The sequence below is a fragment of the Paenibacillus sp. An7 genome (assembly GCF_009870785.1).
In the GTDB taxonomy this organism is placed as follows: Bacteria; Bacillota; Bacilli; order Paenibacillales; family Paenibacillaceae; genus Paenibacillus.
Map to the genome: position 1 here is coordinate 534,855 of NZ_WTWX01000001.1, position 16,945 is coordinate 551,799.

At 41.9% G+C, this 16,945-nt stretch carries 15 protein-coding genes; 4 read left to right on the forward strand and 11 right to left on the reverse strand.

The window, feature by feature from the left end:
• Positions 1–60 precede the first annotated feature (60 nt).
• Together GQY27_RS02400 and GQY27_RS02405 are read left to right on the forward strand one after the other, a co-directional pair.
• Complete coding sequence (locus GQY27_RS02400; RefSeq protein WP_160031899.1) at positions 61–978, forward strand: winged helix-turn-helix domain-containing protein; 918 nt, start codon at positions 61–63, stop codon at positions 976–978.
• A gap of 36 nt (positions 979–1,014) precedes the next feature.
• On the forward strand, positions 1,015–1,770 hold the full coding sequence (locus tag GQY27_RS02405; protein WP_160031900.1) for an HAD family hydrolase: 756 nt from the start codon (positions 1,015–1,017) through the stop codon (positions 1,768–1,770).
• Positions 1,771–1,844: 74 nt separating this feature from the next.
• Here GQY27_RS02405 and GQY27_RS02410 read toward each other — a convergent pair whose 3' ends face one another.
• The 8 genes from GQY27_RS02410 to pdhA all read right to left on the reverse strand — a co-directional run bounded on the left by GQY27_RS02410 (position 1,845) and on the right by pdhA (position 12,770).
• A complete protein-coding gene (locus GQY27_RS02410; RefSeq protein ID WP_160031901.1) occupies positions 1,845–4,148 on the reverse strand; it encodes a type IA DNA topoisomerase in 2,304 nt (767 codons plus the stop codon).
• 293 nt (positions 4,149–4,441) lie between these two features.
• Positions 4,442–5,929 carry a glutamate synthase subunit beta gene (gene gltD, locus GQY27_RS02415; protein ID WP_160031902.1) on the reverse strand — a complete coding sequence of 496 codons (1,488 nt, stop codon included), beginning with the start codon at positions 5,927–5,929 and terminating at the stop codon, positions 4,442–4,444.
• Between the two features lie 389 nt (positions 5,930–6,318).
• Complete coding sequence (locus tag GQY27_RS02420; protein ID WP_160031903.1) at positions 6,319–6,804, reverse strand: dihydrofolate reductase; 486 nt, start codon at positions 6,802–6,804, stop codon at positions 6,319–6,321.
• A gap of 26 nt (positions 6,805–6,830) precedes the next feature.
• Positions 6,831–7,625 carry a thymidylate synthase gene (locus GQY27_RS02425; RefSeq protein WP_160031904.1) on the reverse strand — a complete coding sequence of 265 codons (795 nt, stop codon included), beginning with the start codon at positions 7,623–7,625 and terminating at the stop codon, positions 6,831–6,833.
• 189 nt (positions 7,626–7,814) lie between these two features.
• Entirely contained in the window at positions 7,815–9,230 is a 1,416-nt protein-coding gene (lpdA, locus tag GQY27_RS02430; RefSeq protein ID WP_160031905.1) for a dihydrolipoyl dehydrogenase, read from the reverse strand.
• Between the two features lie 4 nt (positions 9,231–9,234).
• Entirely contained in the window at positions 9,235–10,539 is a 1,305-nt protein-coding gene (locus GQY27_RS02435; RefSeq protein WP_160031906.1) for a dihydrolipoamide acetyltransferase family protein, read from the reverse strand.
• A 30-nt stretch (positions 10,540–10,569) separates the two neighbouring features.
• A complete protein-coding gene (locus tag GQY27_RS02440) occupies positions 10,570–11,550 on the reverse strand; it encodes an alpha-ketoacid dehydrogenase subunit beta (RefSeq protein ID WP_160031907.1) in 981 nt (326 codons plus the stop codon).
• A 152-nt stretch (positions 11,551–11,702) separates the two neighbouring features.
• Positions 11,703–12,770, reverse strand: a complete 1,068-nt coding sequence (gene pdhA / locus GQY27_RS02445; protein WP_160031908.1) for a pyruvate dehydrogenase (acetyl-transferring) E1 component subunit alpha — start codon at positions 12,768–12,770, stop codon at positions 11,703–11,705.
• Positions 12,771–13,026: 256 nt separating this feature from the next.
• Between pdhA and GQY27_RS02450 the strand changes: the two genes are divergently transcribed.
• Entirely contained in the window at positions 13,027–13,761 is a 735-nt protein-coding gene (locus tag GQY27_RS02450; protein ID WP_160031909.1) for an alpha/beta hydrolase, read from the forward strand.
• An 89-nt stretch (positions 13,762–13,850) separates the two neighbouring features.
• On the opposite strand, the gene GQY27_RS02455 is transcribed toward GQY27_RS02450, so the two are convergent.
• Together GQY27_RS02455 and GQY27_RS02460 are read right to left on the reverse strand one after the other, a co-directional pair.
• Positions 13,851–14,312, reverse strand: a complete 462-nt coding sequence (locus GQY27_RS02455) for a low molecular weight protein-tyrosine-phosphatase (protein WP_160031910.1) — start codon at positions 14,310–14,312, stop codon at positions 13,851–13,853.
• 15 nt (positions 14,313–14,327) lie between these two features.
• Positions 14,328–14,987: a trimeric intracellular cation channel family protein gene (locus tag GQY27_RS02460; protein WP_160031911.1), complete on the reverse strand. Its 660-nt coding sequence runs from the start codon at positions 14,985–14,987 to the stop codon at positions 14,328–14,330.
• A 145-nt stretch (positions 14,988–15,132) separates the two neighbouring features.
• On the opposite strand from GQY27_RS02460, the gene GQY27_RS02465 reads away from it, so the two are divergent.
• The gene (locus GQY27_RS02465; RefSeq protein ID WP_160031912.1) at positions 15,133–15,777 is read left to right on the forward strand and encodes a thiamine diphosphokinase; all 645 of its coding nucleotides are present in this window, start codon (positions 15,133–15,135) and stop codon (positions 15,775–15,777) included.
• Between the two features lie 97 nt (positions 15,778–15,874).
• Here GQY27_RS02465 and GQY27_RS02470 read toward each other — a convergent pair whose 3' ends face one another.
• Positions 15,875–16,900, reverse strand: coding sequence for a ThiF family adenylyltransferase (locus GQY27_RS02470; protein WP_160032046.1), 1,026 nt, complete (start codon positions 16,898–16,900; stop codon positions 15,875–15,877).
• Positions 16,901–16,945 lie beyond the last annotated feature (45 nt).

Genomic DNA, 16,945 nt, shown 5'->3' on the forward strand with positions numbered 1-16,945 from the left:
ATGAATACTTTGTTTTTGTATAGTAAGCTTAAACCTGTGATAGGAGGTCTGTTCATACAGATGGGTTATCAGGTGAAAATAGACGTTACTCCCATATACGAGCTGTTAAATAGCTTTATGGTCTATGTAACTAGAAGATGGGTTCAAAGCCTTGATATCGGGCCTAAATGGATTCACACCGTAGATAGCACACTAAAGGAAGAAGTTCGTGACCTTTTAAAAGAAGCTTCTAACTGGCCCTTTAGCGATTATGATGTTTTGTATGCCTGGACCGCACTACGAGAGACAACGAGTGAAGTTGAGCCATTCCTTAAAGAACTCGGCAAAAAACCCGCCGACAAACTGTGGAAACAGGTTCATCATATCCTTCCAGATATGACTCTTGAAGAAACATTACGCATTCGTGATGACTACATACCTTTGCTTAAAGTGTGGGATGAGCATTATTTTCAACATCTGAATCCCGAGCTTCGGAAATTAATTGAGGAAGACAGTTCAGAGAAAGAGCTTCTTCTGACAAAAATGAGCCCGGACCAATTGATTGATTATGCTACTTCTGGGTTAATGGTCGAGGAGATGCCTGATCTTCAAAAAATCATACTGTTCCCTACCGTTCATAATCGGCCTATTAATATGTATTGTTTTTATAAAGGTATGTTATTAATTCAATATCCTGTAGATGTGCCTGAACATCGGGAGGACGAGCCGCCTATTAATTTACTTCGTCTGACCGAAGCGATTTCAAATTCTGAACGGCTCCAGCTCTTACGATATATCTCTAATAACCCCAAATCCTTACAACAACTTTCAGAGGAACTTGGACAAACAGAAGACAGTTTGAGACCTCATCTGATGTCACTGCGAGTGTCCGGTCTTTTGCAAACCCATCTGGGTCAAGAGCAAAGTGAGAAATACTGTTTGCGTCCTGACGGATTATCGGAACTGAACATGTATTTGGAATCTTATATCAGGTTATAACATCGACATCACTAGAGAAATAAGGAGTGAGATTCTATGAAATCCAGTTTGAAACAGCAAATTATATTTGATCTTGATGACACGCTCATTCATTGCAATAAGTATTTTAACCTTACACTCGGAGATTTTCTTGAACTGATGCAGGAATGGTTCTGTGATTACGAGATTACCGTAGAAGATATCCGGCAAAAGCAGATAGAGATTGATGTGTCAGGGGTTACGATGTATGGTTTTGCCAGTCATCGTTTCCCGCAGTCCTTAATTGATACCTACGTTTATTTTTCTAAAAAAGTAAACCGTCCTATTGATACAAATGAACAAGCACAGCTGCAAAAGCTTGGAATGAGTGTATATGATCAAGAAGTTGAGGCTTATCCAGGCATGGTTGAAACTTTAGAGTGTCTTTTGGATCAAGGTCATACCCTTCATCTATATACCGGCGGGGAGCAGATGATTCAACAGCGAAAAATTGATCAGATGAAACTTGGTGAATACTTCAAAAATCGAATTTATATTACTCGCCACAAAAACATCGAAGCCTTCGAAAAAATTGTAAGCGAAGGGCAAATGGATCGTAATCATACGTGGATGGTTGGCAACTCTCTTCGCACAGATATTGAACCTGCTCTCACGGCAGGTGTCCATGCTATATACATTGAGCAAGATATGGAGTGGAAATACAATCTGATTGAATTGAATAAGCCAGAGAACCACTCCCTTTATACGATCAAAGACCTTACTGATGTACCGAAGATTATCTTAGAGTATACTAAGCAGCAAACTCATTTATAATGATAAAAGAAGGACTGCCTGGAATTCCTCCAAGGTCAGTCCTTCTTTTATCATTCATAGTTGTTTACATGAACTTACTCTTGCCGTTCAAGTGATAACTTTCCAGTCACCGGGTCATGTAGTGTAATTTTCGCCTTTGTAACAATACCTCGACTATCTTTGAAGGATAACACCTGCGTTTTTCCCTTGCTCAGTAAAGATTCCAACATTTTTTGAGAGATCTGTTTTCCAGCGTATTCTTTCCATATGACAAAACCGCATCCTTGCTTGAAATGGCTGCAACCATATCCTTTACGTCCTTCTATGATCTGGCCTCCGCATCCCATACGAGGACAAGAACCCAAAGCGGTACGTGCGGTAGCAGCAGCTCCTGTATTTGCACTGGTGTTCGTACTGGCTGCTGATCGACCCATAGAAGGAAGCGAACGACTTGTACTCATTTGGGAACGAGATTGCCCAGCTGCTGAACTTGTCCGACTCTTCGTCCGAGTTCCCGCTCCCTTTTTCCCTTTACCAGCTGTATCCTCATCGCCAAAAGCATCTTTTGGAGCTGGTTTCTGCACCCGAACCTTTTCAATAATGGATATCGTAAACCGCTTCACGTTCTCCATAAATTTATCTTGTGCTGCTTCTCCTTTCGAGATCTGACTCAATCTGCGCTCCCATTGTCCTGTCATTTCCGGAGAAGCTAACAGATCGACACCTGCACTTCGAATGAGTTCGATGGCCATCTTCCCTTTTTGCGTAACCAGCATCTTCTTGCCTTGCATCGTAATATAACCAACTTGTTTAAGCCGTTCAATCGTAGCCGCCCGCGTTGCTGGGGTTCCAAGGCCCGCATCTTTCATCGCATCGCGAAGTTCCTCGTTCTCTATCTGCTTACCCGCACTTTCCATTGCTTTTAGCAAGGTACCTTCTGTATAACTTTTTGGCGGATTCGTTTGTTTCTCTTTCATCTCACTCTTTGTACACTGCACAGGCAGATCGGGGTTTACTTGAAAAGGGACCGAAATAAGCTCTTCGGGTTCTTCCTCTTCCCCGCCCTTTTTTGTCTTGCGTTTTTTCGCCTGGTTATCTTCCGAAGGCTGCACCACTTTCCAACCTAACGAAAGCAGTTCTTTAACGTTCGTCTTAAATGTATGACCTTCTACTTCGGTATATACGGTGTGCAGTTTATATTCTGCCGGCGGATAAAAGTGTGATAAGAACCGGCGTACAATTAAATCATAGATCTGTCCTTCATCTTTGCTAAGTGTTCCTGGCTTCTTCAGCGTTGGCAAAATCGCATGGTGATCTTCCACTCTCTGCGGATTGCATACACTTTTATTCCCTTTGTGTACAAGGGACGGATTTGCTTTTTCTGCTAAATCGGCATACGCTGTATGTTTTAATAACTGCAATGTTTTTTGCATGCCATCTATATTCTGTTCCGTAACATAGTTTGAATTGGTTCTTGGATAAGAAATCACTTTATGTTTTTCGTATAACGCTTGTGCAATATCGAGTGTTTTTTTTGCTGGATATCCAAATTTCGCATTTGCTTCTCTTTGTAATAGAGTCAGATCATACAGTTTATAAGGATACTCTTTCGAATTTTTCACCTCATATTTTGCGATCTTCCCTGTTTTGCCCTTCACTTTATCCGCAATTTCTTGCGCTTTCTCAGCAGAAGTTAAGCGTTCACCTTGCCATATGCCCTGATAATCTGTAGATTCCTGTTCAAATAAAGCAGAAACCTCAAAATAGGTGAGCGAATCGAAAGCTTCTATCTCTTTTTCACGGTCATAGATTAGCGCAAGTACAGGGGTTTGTACTCTTCCTACAGAAAGTAGTGTGTTATGTCTTGTCGTAAATGCTCTGGATGCATTCATACCAATCAGCCAGTCTGCTTCACTGCGTGCTCTTGCAGCTTCTGTTAAATGTTCAAATTCGGAAGCATCATGCAGCTGTTCGAACCCTTTTTTTATACTCTCCGGAGTCAGATCCGATATCCATAATCGTTTAACAGGTTGACTCAGCTTCAATTGCTGCTGGATCAGATCAAAAATATACTGCCCTTCTCTCCCTGCATCGCAAGCATTAATAATCAAGTTCGCTTTGCGCGAAAGCTCGCCAATCACTTTAAGTTGGTCTTTTGTTCTTGGGTTAGGTGTAATCTTGAATCGGTCTGGAATAATCGGCAGATCATCAATACTCCATCGTTTATATTTATTATCATAGGCTTCTGGCTGTGCAAGCCCTAGTAAATGACCAATGGCCCAAGTTATGATATATTGTTCGCCTTCAAGATACGTACGATTGTTTTTGGCACGCGGTTCAACGACCGCCGCTATAGTGCGTCCCATATCCGGTTTTTCCGCGATAATCAGCGTTTTCATGCGTCCGTTCCTCCCTGTAGCCCTAGCGAAGCGAAAAGGAGCTCCCCTCAAGTAATGACGGAAGCTCCTTGCTTCTAAGTAGACCTCATTATAACAGAAATTTTGTGGTTTCGTAAGCTATCGTATAAAGCTGCTGGATTAGGCCAATCTTTCAATTGTATAAAAAAGAGCCTCTCAGGAATCTAAGCTTCTCTAAGAGACTCTCTTCATTAAGTTTGTCTATAAAAGTTACAAAATTATCGTTTCAGTGGATGTGAAAACTAATGCGAGCTTGAATTAATTTTCGTTTTTTCTTATGCAAGTACTGTAGAACCCATCAAATATTTATCCACTTCTCGAGCCGCTTCGCGTCCTTCATTAATTGCCCATACGACGAGGCTTTGGCCACGTCTCATATCACCGGCTGCAAATACCTTATCTACATTCGTGTTGTATTTGCCATAACGCGCTTTCACATTCGAACGACGATCGGTTTCAAGTCCGAGCTGCTGAGGAATCATTTGCTCTGGCCCATCAAAACCAATCGCGATGAGCGCCATATCCGCTTCAAATACTTTTTCAGTTCCTTCAATCGGTCTATAGATTTTACGACCTGTCTCATCGACAATACGCTGAATTTGAATGGTATGAAGTTCTTTTAGATTTCCATCCTCATCACCAACGAATTTCGTGGTCATGATCGAGAATTCACGAGGGTCACTGCCAAAAAGCGCTTTTGCTTCTTCGTGAGCATAATCGAGTGTATATACATTCGGGAATTGCGGCCAAGGGTTCATCAGAGGATCACGTTCTAACGGTGCTTTTTCATGCGTACCAAATTGGGATACACTTTTTGCCCCATGACGCAGCGAAGTCGCAACACAGTCAGAACCGGTATCTCCTCCGCCAATAACGATCACTTTTTTGCCTTCTGCCGAAATGTAATTTCTATCTTCAAGCCCTGTATCGAGCAAACTTTTGATCGTTCCATTCAGAAAATCCATTGCGTAGTGAACTCCGCTGAGCTGACTGCCTTCAATGTTGAATTCACGTGGTTTGGTTGCTCCGCCGCAAAGGACAACCGCATCATACTCATTCACTAGTTCTTCTGATGAAATATCTACACCAATCTCTGTATTCGTTATAAAGGTAATTCCTTCTGCCGCAAGCAGATCTACTCGGCGCTGTACTACCCCTTTGTCCAGTTTCATGCTGGGAATACCGTACGTTAACAGACCGCCTATACGGTCAGCACGCTCATAGACTGTAACGTTATGACCTGCTTTGTTAAGTTGTGCGGCAGCAGCGAGTCCAGCGGGCCCCGATCCTACGACAGCAATTCGTTTATCCGTACGTTTCTCAGGAGGACTTGGAACTACCCATCCTTCTTCAAAACCTTTTTCAATGATTGCCTCTTCAATCGTCTTGATCGTAACCGGCTGACCGATGAGGCCAACTGTACATGAACCTTCACAAGGAGCTGGGCAAACACGGCCTGTAAATTCAGGGAAATTGTTCGTTTTGTGTAACCTGTCAAGTGCTTCTCTCCATAATCCACGATACACCAGATTGTTCCACTCAGGAATTAAGTTATGAACCGGACAACCGGATGTTCCGCCGATCATATCAATACCAGCATGACAATAGGGAGTTCCGCAATCCATACAGCGGGCACCTTGTGTTCTTAGTTCTTCCTCTGACATATGTTTATGGAACTCTTCCCAATCTTTAATACGATCCTCAGGCTGTCTGTCCGCCGGAATTTGTCTTTTGTATTCCATAAATCCAGTTGGTGTAGACATGTTACGTTCCCCCATCCATTTTCATGTGCCCGACATTTAGCGAGCTATTCATGCTAAAATCCGAACAATAGCACTATAGTTGACAGTCCATGTATCATTTTTTTGATTATTGTATCACAAAAAGAAAATTTGTACTTTAGGTTATACAACATTCGGGGTTCATTCACACGAAAGACACATCATAAGCGGCTTAAGTATTCCTGTTGGTGCTGATATTTCAACTATATTAGCATTCAGAATCACAAATATTAAATGGATTTTGAGAATAATAATTTGTATTATTCTGCATATTGATTACATAACATGATAGATAGTTTTTATGAAGGCAAACACAAAATAAAATGGGGAATTTACGTCTCTACAATGCTAGGAACTTCTAAAGACCAAGATTAAGACCGTCTCTCATAGAATTGGAAGGCATAATCATATGGATTTCTCTCATCTTTTTCTCCGGGGATCTCTTTAACTAACTCCCACTGTTCCAAGTCCACTTCATCCATAAATGTATCACCGTCGAAGGTCTCATTAATTTTGGTAACGATCAATCGATCAGCATATGGCATAAAAGCCTTATATACGGTTGCTCCTCCGATGACAAAAAGCGACTGTTCTTTCGCCATTTCTACCCCTTCCTCTACAGAATGGATCATATCTGCTCCATCAAAGATTTGTTCTTTGCGAGTGAGAATCACATTCTTACGGTTAGGAAGCGGTTTGCCATTAAAGGATTCCCATGTTTTTCGTCCCATGATGACGGTGTGACCTGTTGTTTGTTCCTTAAAAAAAGCCATATCCTTAGGCAGTCGCCAAGGCATGCCGTTATCTTTTCCAATTACTCCGTTGTTGCCCATGGCCCAGATCATGCTAATGCTCATTAGCTCACCTCCATAAATAATAGAATTTATACAGAAACCGGCGCTTTAATCGTTGGATGATATTTATAATCTACAAATTCAAAATCCTCATATTTATAATCAAAAATAGACTCCGGCTTCCGGTTGATTACGAGATTAGGCAGATCATAGGGTTCGCGTGCTAAAAGGGTCTCTACCTGCTCCAAGTGGTTCATGTAAATGTGCACATCTCCACCGGACCACACAAAATCACCCGGCTCTAAACCACACTGCTGAGCTACCATATGTGTTAATAATGCATAGCTTGCAATATTAAAAGGCAACCCTAGGAATGTATCTACAGAGCGCATCGTCAGCATACAGGACAGCTTGCCTCCAGCGACGTAAAATTGGAATACAAAGTGACAGGGTGGCAGTTTCATATTATCGATCTCTGCTACATTCCATGCGCTGACAATATGCCGCCGTGAATCGGGATTATTTTTAATGGAATCAATAACATTCGAGATTTGATCAATAAATGTGCCCTCAGGTGTTTTCCACGATCTCCATTGCGAACCGTAGACGGGTCCCAAGTCACCGTTCTCATCTGCCCATTCATCCCAAATACGTACACCATTATCTTTTAAGTATTTAATATTTGTCTCACCGCTTAAGAACCATAACAGTTCGTGAACGACGGATTTTAAATGTATACGTTTCGTTGTAACGAGCGGAAACCCTTTTGATAGGTCAAATCTCAATTGTCGTCCAAACACAGAAATCGTTCCTGTACCCGTACGATCTTCTTTTTTTACACCGTTTTCCAAAATATCTTGAAGCAGTTCTTGATAGACTTTCACTTTAAGACGAACCCCTTTCCTTTATAACCTTGTTCGTTATTGCTCTAAAACATAATGATTACTTCTTCATATTATCACAGTTTACCACTTCCGATTCAGCAAAAAAAAGAGGCAAAGAAGACGAATGACCGCCTCTTGCCTCCAAAACAAACTATGCTGTTTAAATGAATTCCTTAAACTCGTAAGAGATTAGCGAACCATTGTGTGGATTGGATGACCCAGAACCACTTCGGATGCTTCCATCACGATTTCACCAAGTGTTGGATGCGCATGAATAGTCAATGCGATATCTTCAAGGGTAGCACCCATTTCGATAGCAAGACCGATTTCAGCGATCAAGTTCGAAGCTTCCAGACCCACGATTTGTCCGCCCAGTACGATTCCTGTGTCTTCTTCAGCAACAAGCTTCACGAAACCTTCAGGATGTCCCAGGGAAACGGCACGACCGTTACCTGCATAAGAAAATTTACCGGATTTAACTTTATATCCTTTTTCTTTTGCTTCTTTTTCAGTATAACCAACGCTAGAGCATTCAGGATCTGTAAATACTACCGCTGGCATTACTTTGTAATCCACTACGGAAGGCATTCCAGCAATCGCTTCAGCTGCTACTTTACCTTCGTAAGAAGCTTTATGTGCAAGTGCAAGACCTGCTACGATATCACCAATTGCGAAGATGTGTTTGTGGTTTGTGCGGCCTTGGTTATCAACTTTAACAAAACCGCGCTCGTCAGTTTCAACACCGATCAGGTCAAGACCAAGCTCACCATCTGTGTTAGGACGACGTCCAACCGTTACAAGCAGATATTCTGCAGTAACTTCTTTGCTTTCGCCGTTAACGCTATATTTAACAGTTACATCTTTATCGGTTTGCTCAGCAGATTCTGCTTTTGCATTTGTTACGATTTCGATGCCTGTTTTCTTCATGTTTTTCGCAACAAGGTTCGTCATGTCTTTATCAAATCCAGGAAGTACAGTATCCATACCTTCGATGATGGTTACTTTCGTTCCGAATTTGGAGTACATTTGACCAAGCTCAGCACCAATGTAGCCGCCGCCGATAACGATCATGCTAGCTGGTACTTCTTGCAGGTTCAAAGCTTCTGTAGAAGACAGAATGCGACCGCCAAATGGGAATGGTTTAAGTTCAATTGGACGGGAACCTGTAGCAATAATTGCATTTTTGAAACGGTAACGCGGAGATTCATGATCGTTGAATACACGCGCTTCGTTTTCATTAATGAACATGCACTCACCGTTGAATACTTCCACTTTGTTGCCTTTAAGAAGAGCGCTAACGCCGCCAGTCATCTTTTTAACAACACCGTTTTTGAATTCTTGAGTTTTTGCAAAGTCCACTTTTACGTTTTCTGCAGTTACGCCGAATTGATCAGCATGTTTTGCATTTTCAAAAGCATGAGCTGCTGAGATCAATGCTTTGGAAGGAATACAACCACGGTTCAAACATACGCCGCCGAGTTCTGATTTATCAACGATCAAAACTTGTTGACCAAGCTGAGCCGCACGAATTGCTGCTACATAACCACCAGGGCCTGCACCAATGACTAGAGTGTCAATATCGAGAGAAGCGTCGCCTACTACCATATTATTATACCTCCATTACCAACAGCTCGGGATTAGCGAGCAGGGATTTAATGTAGTTCATAAAGTTTTGAGCTGTAGCACCATCGATGATACGGTGGTCGAAGCTTAGGGACAGTGCCATTACTGGAGCTGCAACTACTTGACCATCTTTGATGATTGCTTTTTCACTAATACGTCCAGTTCCGAGAATTGCAACTTCTGGGAAGTTGATGATCGGAGTGAAGAACATACCGCCAGCAGAACCGATGTTAGAGATCGAAATTGTGCTGCCTTTCATTTCGTTAGCAGACAATTTACCGTCACGACCACGTGCTGCTAGGTCACGAATGCTGTCAGCGATCATCCAGATGCTCTTACGATCTGCATCATGAATTACCGGAACAATTAGTCCGTTGTCTGTATCAGTAGCGATACCGATGTTGTAGTATTTTTTGTATACAATTTCATTCGTTTGCTCATCGATCATTGCGTTCATTACAGGGAACTCACGAGTTGCTGCAACGAGTGCTTTTACGATAAATGGCAAGTAAGTTACTTTTGTACCTTTTTTCTCAGCGATTGGTTTCATGCGAGTACGGAATGCAACAAGTTCAGTTACATCTACTTCGTCCATGATTGTAACGTGAGGTGCTGTGTACGCAGATTTAACCATTGCATTAGAAATTGCTTTACGGATACCTTTGAATGGTACACGCTCTTCTTCTGCACGAGTGCTAACGCCAGCGCTTGCTGCAGGTGCACTTGCTGGTGCTGCGTCTTCTTTTGCAGGAGTAGCTGCTGCTGCTTTACCGCCGCCATTTTTGAATGCTTCTACATCTTCTTTTGTTACTTTACCGTTGTTGCCAGTTCCCGTAACTTCAGAGATGTCCACACCTTGCTCACGCGCAAATTTACGAACGCTAGGTGTTGCCAAAACTTCTTTGCTGGAAGCTGTGGAAACGCCTTGCTCTCCGCCTTCTTTTGCTTCGCTTGGGCTGCTTTGTGCAGGGGAATCAGTAGTGTCTGCTCCGCCTTGTGCAGCATTTGCTTCTTGGGAAGCTTCTTCTTCGTCTTGTTCAGGAATTTCGCCTTCAGCATCAATTACCGCTACAATTGCGCCAACGTTAAAGATATCGCCATCTTTTGCGAATACTTCTTGAACTGTACCGTTAACAGGGCAAGGTACTTCTACGACTGCCTTGTCGTTTTGAACTTCCATGATGATATCGTCGTCAGTAACTTTATCACCTGGTTTGATGTGCATTTTGATGATTTCGCCTTCGTGAAGACCTTCCCCAAGTTCAGGGAATTTATAATTAAATTTTGCCACTTGTATTACCTCCCTAGTTTAAATACCTAATTAAAATTCGAGTACTTTGTTCACAGCTGCAATGATGCGATTAGGTGTAGGAAGCCAAGCGTCTTCGATTTGCGCAAATGGATATACTGTATCTGGACCCGCAACACGAAGAACAGGAGCTTCCAAGTGTAGAATTGCTTTTTCATTGATTTGTGCAATGACTTCAGCAGCTACGCCAGAACTCTTCTGAGCTTCTTGAACCACGATTGCGCGGTTTGTTTTCTTAACAGATGCCAAGATTGTGTCGATATCGATTGGGCTGATTGTACGCAGATCGATAACTTCTACTTTAATACCTTTTGTTTTTTCCAGTTCTTCTGCAGCTTTCACTGAAGTATGAACCATCATACCGTAGGTAATAATGGTTACATCAGAACCTTCGCGAACCACATTCGCTTTACCAAGCTCAACCACGTAATCTTCTTCAGGTACTTCAGCACGGAACGCATGGTATAGGTTCAAGTGTTCCATAAAGAATACAGGATCGTTATCACGAATAGATGCGATCAAAAGACCTTTTGCATCATAAGGGTTAGATGGGACTACTACTTTAATACCCGGAGTTTGCGTAAGCAAACCTTCCAGAGAATCTGTATGAAGTTCAGCTGCTTTTACGCCGCCGCCAAAAGGTGTACGGAACACGATTGGGGAGTTGTAACGACCGCCTGAACGGAAACGCATACGTGCAGCTTGAACCGCAATTTGGTCAAGTGCCTCAAAGATAAATCCTACAAATTGAATTTCAGCAACAGGACGGAAACCTGTAACACCTAGACCTACTGCAAGACCGCCGATCGCAGACTCAGCAAGCGGTGTATCGAATACACGTTCTTCGCCAAATTCTTTTTGAAGACCTTCCGTCGCACGGAATACACCGCCGACATTACCCACGTCTTCACCAAAAACCAGGACATTTGGGTCGCGTTTGAGCTCTACGCGCATTGCATCGCGAATCGCTTCTTTCATGTTCATTTGTGCCATTGCTTTATTTCCTCCTTAAACATTTAACAGTTCCTATGACCACCCAGCGACCTTTGCCAGCTTGATATGTACAAGCAGTTACAAGGATCAGGGTTCAGCCACAAATTCTGTGGCAAACACTTTATTTTAAAAGCCTTTACCGAATTTCGAAATTATTCGAAATCTGCTTTTTGTTCTTCCATATGTTTTGGTGTTTGTTCGAACATACTGTCGATCAGACCAGAGATTGTCATTTTTTCTGTTTTCTCAGCGCGTTTGATTTCTTCGTTCACTTTCGCTTTCGCTTCATCTTTCACGCGAGCTGTATCTTCTTCAGTCCAAAGACCTTTTTTCTCAAGGTATTTAGCAAGACGATTGATTGGATCTTTTTCATTCCACTGACCTTCTTCGTCTTTTGTACGATATTTCGTAGCATCATCAGACAAGGAGTGTGGACGGTAACGATATGTCAAAGCTTCGATCAAAGTTGCGCCTTCTCCGTTGCGAGCACGTTTTGCAGCTTCTCTAACAGCGGCGATTACTGCGAAAACGTCCATTCCATCAACTTGAATGCCTTTGATACCTGCTGCAACTGCTTTATGTGCGATAGACATAGCAGCTGTTTGTTTTGCAAAAGGTGTTGTAATGGCATAACCATTATTTTGTACAAAGAAAATAACTGGCAGTTTAAAACGACCTGCATAGTTAAGACCTTCGTAGAAGTCACCTTCAGAAGAACCGCCATCACCTGTATAAGTGATCGCAACATTTTTTTGATTTTTCAATTTGAAGCCCATTGCAATACCCATTGCATGCAGAATTTGTGCACCAATGATGATTTGCGGCATCATTACGTTTACGCCTTCTGGAATTTGACCACCATGTTGGTGTCCACGGGAATACAAGAAAGCTTGATAAAGTGGAAGTCCGTGCCATACGAGCTGTGGAATATCACGGTAACCCGGTACTACATAGTCTTCTTTCTCAAGTGCAAACTCACTACCGATCATGGAAGCTTCTTGACCAGATACTGGTGCATAGAATCCAAGACGTCCTTGGCGGCCCAGGTTAACTGCGCGATCATCCCAAGTACGTGTAAATACCATACGGTACATAATTTCTTTCAATTGTTCATCGGAAAGCTCTGGCATCATCTCTTTGTTAACGATTTCACCGTCTGGAGACAATACAGTAAGAGCTTCTACTTCCTCTGTATATACTTCGTAAGGAACCTTGCTCATTTTTTTCTTCACCTCAACAAAAAATTTGAATATCAAGTTCCGCTGTTATAGAATTATTATACACCTGTTTTGGTACATACGTCAAAGATAAACGTTGATTTTTTTAACTTTCGTCTTTTTTTGTTTGTATAACAGGTATTATAAAATGGTATAACAGCTTCATGCTAATACCATTGCTTGTACAACGTACGCACATACTTTAATCTTAGCTTATTGTTTAGATGAATGCAAAAACAGATGAAAAAGGTGACAAATCATGACGGATTCTCGCTATTTAAAAAGAACCATTTTAAAAGAAGAAATGTTCAGTTCATTTTTGAATGAAACACGTAATCTTCGTATTTATCTCCCGCCTGGTTACAATGAATTATTAAGTTATCCGGTTGTTTACTGTCAGGATGGCGAAGAATTTTTTAACTTTGGCCGGATCGCGACAACGGCAAACCGCCTTATTCTCGATGAAGGCATCGAACCTTTTATTATTGTCGGCGTCGAAGTTAATGTGAAAGTTCGAACGCAGGAATATGCTCCTTTTGGCAACCTGTTTGATAAGTACACTTCTGCTTTTGCAGAAGAGGTTATTCCGTTCATCGAAGCAAAATATCCGGTTCGCCACTCTAAAGACGAACGTATTCTGGCTGGCGATTCGCTGGGAGGAAGTGTATCGCTGCACTTGGCCTTGATGTATCCAGACCTGTTTAGCAAAGTCATCAGTATGTCTGGTGCTTTTTATGAAGAGTCGCAGGAAATCTATGCGGAGGCAAACGATTTATCCTGGATTGAAATTTGGATGATTGTGGGACTGCAAGAAAGAGATTTCGAAGCCGATACAGGTGTTTATGATTTTGTAGATCTAAACCGAAAAACTCGTAAACTTTTAGAAGATCGAGGTGCTGCGGTAACTTACGCTGAAAAAGACGGTAAGCACCAATGGGGATTTTGGCAAAATGAATTGCCGGATGCATTGACCCACTTCCTAAATAAAGGTTGATTACAGGTATAACAACCCATACAAGTCTAATGATATCGCTTTCATTAGACTTGTGATATTAGCCGGCTCACAGAGCCGGCTTTTTCTTGCTACTTTTCTTCTATTATTTGTTTCAACAATACTTCTGTCCCAAGATCAATAAGTCGGTACACTTCATCAAAATTGCCCGTGTAATAAGGATCTGGTACTTCTCTAACCTGCTCATCAGGAAGCAAATCCATAAACTTAATAATTTTGGCGTGTTCCGCACCTCGTAGTTTGCGAAGATTAAGTTCATTTGAATCATCCATGCAAATAATATAATCAAATGTGCTGAAGTCTTCTTCTCCTACTTGTCTTGCGGTTATCCCTTCATACTTAATTCCTTTGGAAGTGAGTATGGAACTTGTTCCTTCGTGAGGAGGTTTGCCGATATGCCAATCCCCTGTACCTGCAGAATCCACTGCTATTTCACCGTCCAGCTGACGAGCCGCGATTTTATGCCGCAGTACCGCCTCCGCCATCGGCGATCTGCATATGTTACCTAAACAGACAAACAATACGTGTATCATATCTCTCTCCTATCCTTACAAACTTTTCGTTTGATGGTTGTTAACACCAGCCTCTAATATCACTTCTTCACTTGGTCTTAGAGATCTTCTAGGCAACTTCCATTTATAATGCACAGATAGCATTCTCAGCATAACAACTACTGTAAAAAGAATCAGCTGACTTGTTGTACTGTTCGTCATACCGAGTCCAATAAGAAGTCCTGCCATGATTGCCCACACCGCATAAATTTCATCCCTTAAGACCATCGGTTTCCGTCCTGCGAGCAAATCTCTAATAATACCACCGCCAATACCAGTGAGAACCCCTGCTACGATAACCGCGCTGATCGGGTGGTTCATATTTGTAGCATAAAGCGCACCCTGAATAGCAAACGCAGATAACCCAATGGCATCAAAAAACATCTCTGTTTTTTTCCAATGTCCAATCCATGGCATAGGCAGTATAAAGGCAATCGCAATAGAAATAAGTGCAAGCATAATTAAGGTGCCCTGACTCCAGAGCGTTGTAACAGGAACTCCGATAAGAACGTTCCGGATTACACCCCCGCCAAAAGCCGTTACCAATCCGAGTACCACAATGCCTAAGATATCGTAATCTTCCTCCATAGCAACAAAAGCTCCCGACATTGCAAATGCAATTGTTCCTATAATACTGAATACTTCAAAAACACTCATATCCACTGCGGCTTCTAACCTCACCTTATCGTCATTTTATTAACACACTTTTTACATTGTAGAAGACTTTTGGCAGATTGTGCAACAAGAAAATGTCCTTTATACTCAAGAATAGTAATGAACTCACATTCAAGAAGGTGTCAGAATGACTATAGGAAGAGTAATTATTTTTACGGGAGGCTCACTCGAAGAAAGGGATATCAAAGAAATACAGCCGGGAGATACTGTTATTGGTGCTGATTATGGGGCATGGTTCCTCGTTCAGCATGGAATTTCACCGGAACTCTCCGCAGGAGACTTTGATTCGGTAACAGAAGAGCAGCTTCGTAAAATACAGCAGAGCAGCAAACAATTTGTTAGTTGTGACCCGATTAACAAAAATTTATCGGATACTGAATTGGCTTTAGAATATGCAATACAAATGGAGCCTCGAGAAATTATTATTTTTGGCGCAATCGGAACAAGACTGGACCATACACTTGCTAATATTCAGATTTTGTCTAAAGTGTTGAAGCGCGGCATTTCGTGTTCAATCTGGAATCGACATAATCGTATAACCATAACAGATTCGGTACATGTCGTTTCGCGAAATGATTTTCCTTATGTATCACTTATCCCTCTGTCAAATGAGGTTACCGGAATAACACTTGAAGGATTTATGTACCCACTTCATGATGCTGTACTCTCTATTGGTGAATCTCTAGGGATCAGTAATCGATTGCTGCAAGAAACAGGAACTATAACCCTGAAAGAAGGATTACTCTTAGTTATTCAAAGTAAAGATGAGTAATGACAGATAATTCACTCTTCACTTGTAAAAAAAATGAAACCATTCACTGAACTGTGAATGGTTTTTTTAATGAATGCTATATGCTAATTAATAAGAATCAGCCAAAATAACGATGATATAACGTTTTTGCTGCCGCTTTATCTTTTGTACCGTGCACGAGAACCCGCCCGTCTTTAAAAATAACCATTCGCTGCGCATCCATCTGAAAAGAAATCAGGAAAGGGTTCCTCTCTACCTTACCTTGGTTCAATCTTCGAAGCCGCTCTGCAACCTGCTCCAAATCCCAATCTAATTTACGAGCAGGCCGTATTTGTACCGTATCCCGTCCGCACAATACCTCAGACCTGTCGTGATTAACAGCATTTAAATAAGGATACGTGCGATCCGTTCCGCAAGAAAGACACGTAGGATTTTTAGCTCGATCTACACCAATCGATGTATATTCATTGCGCCACATATCAAAAGATAACAACTTTTTACGCATTGCATCATCATTTCCACTCAGCCACTTAAAGGCTTCCATTGTCTGATTCGCCGTTACCATCTGTACCGTCTGCGGTAAGATTCCAGCAGTATCACATGTATCCCCGCCAAGCGGAACTTCTCCCAGAAGACAATTCAGACACGGAGTCCTACCGGGAATAAAGGTATAGGTAATTCCGTAACTGCCAACACAGCCTCCATAAATCCATGGAGTATCATATTTTACAGCCAGGTCGTTAATAATGAGTCTTGTATCAAAATTATCAGTCGCATCCATAACTAAGTCTGCAGCTTCGATCAATTCATCTAGTTCATCAATCCCTGCATCCATAACATGAATATCAATGGTAATTTCAGAGTTAATAGCCTGCAGCCGTTTCTTCGCGGCCACCGCTTTTGGAAGTCGCTGCTTCACATCATCTTCATTATACAGCTGCTGTCTTTGCAGATTAGACCACTCTACATAATCGCGGTCCACGATCGTAAGGTGACCTACGCCGCCTCTTGCCAGCGTTTCAGCGATTCCTGTGCCTAGTGCACCCGCACCGATAATAAGCACATGGCTGTCCATTAATTTTTTCTGACCCAGGACTCCAAATGGAGCAAAAAGCTCCTGTCTTGAGTATCTTTCTTGATTCATACCTTCTATATTTTCTTCGTTTTTATGAGTAGAAGAAACTTCTTT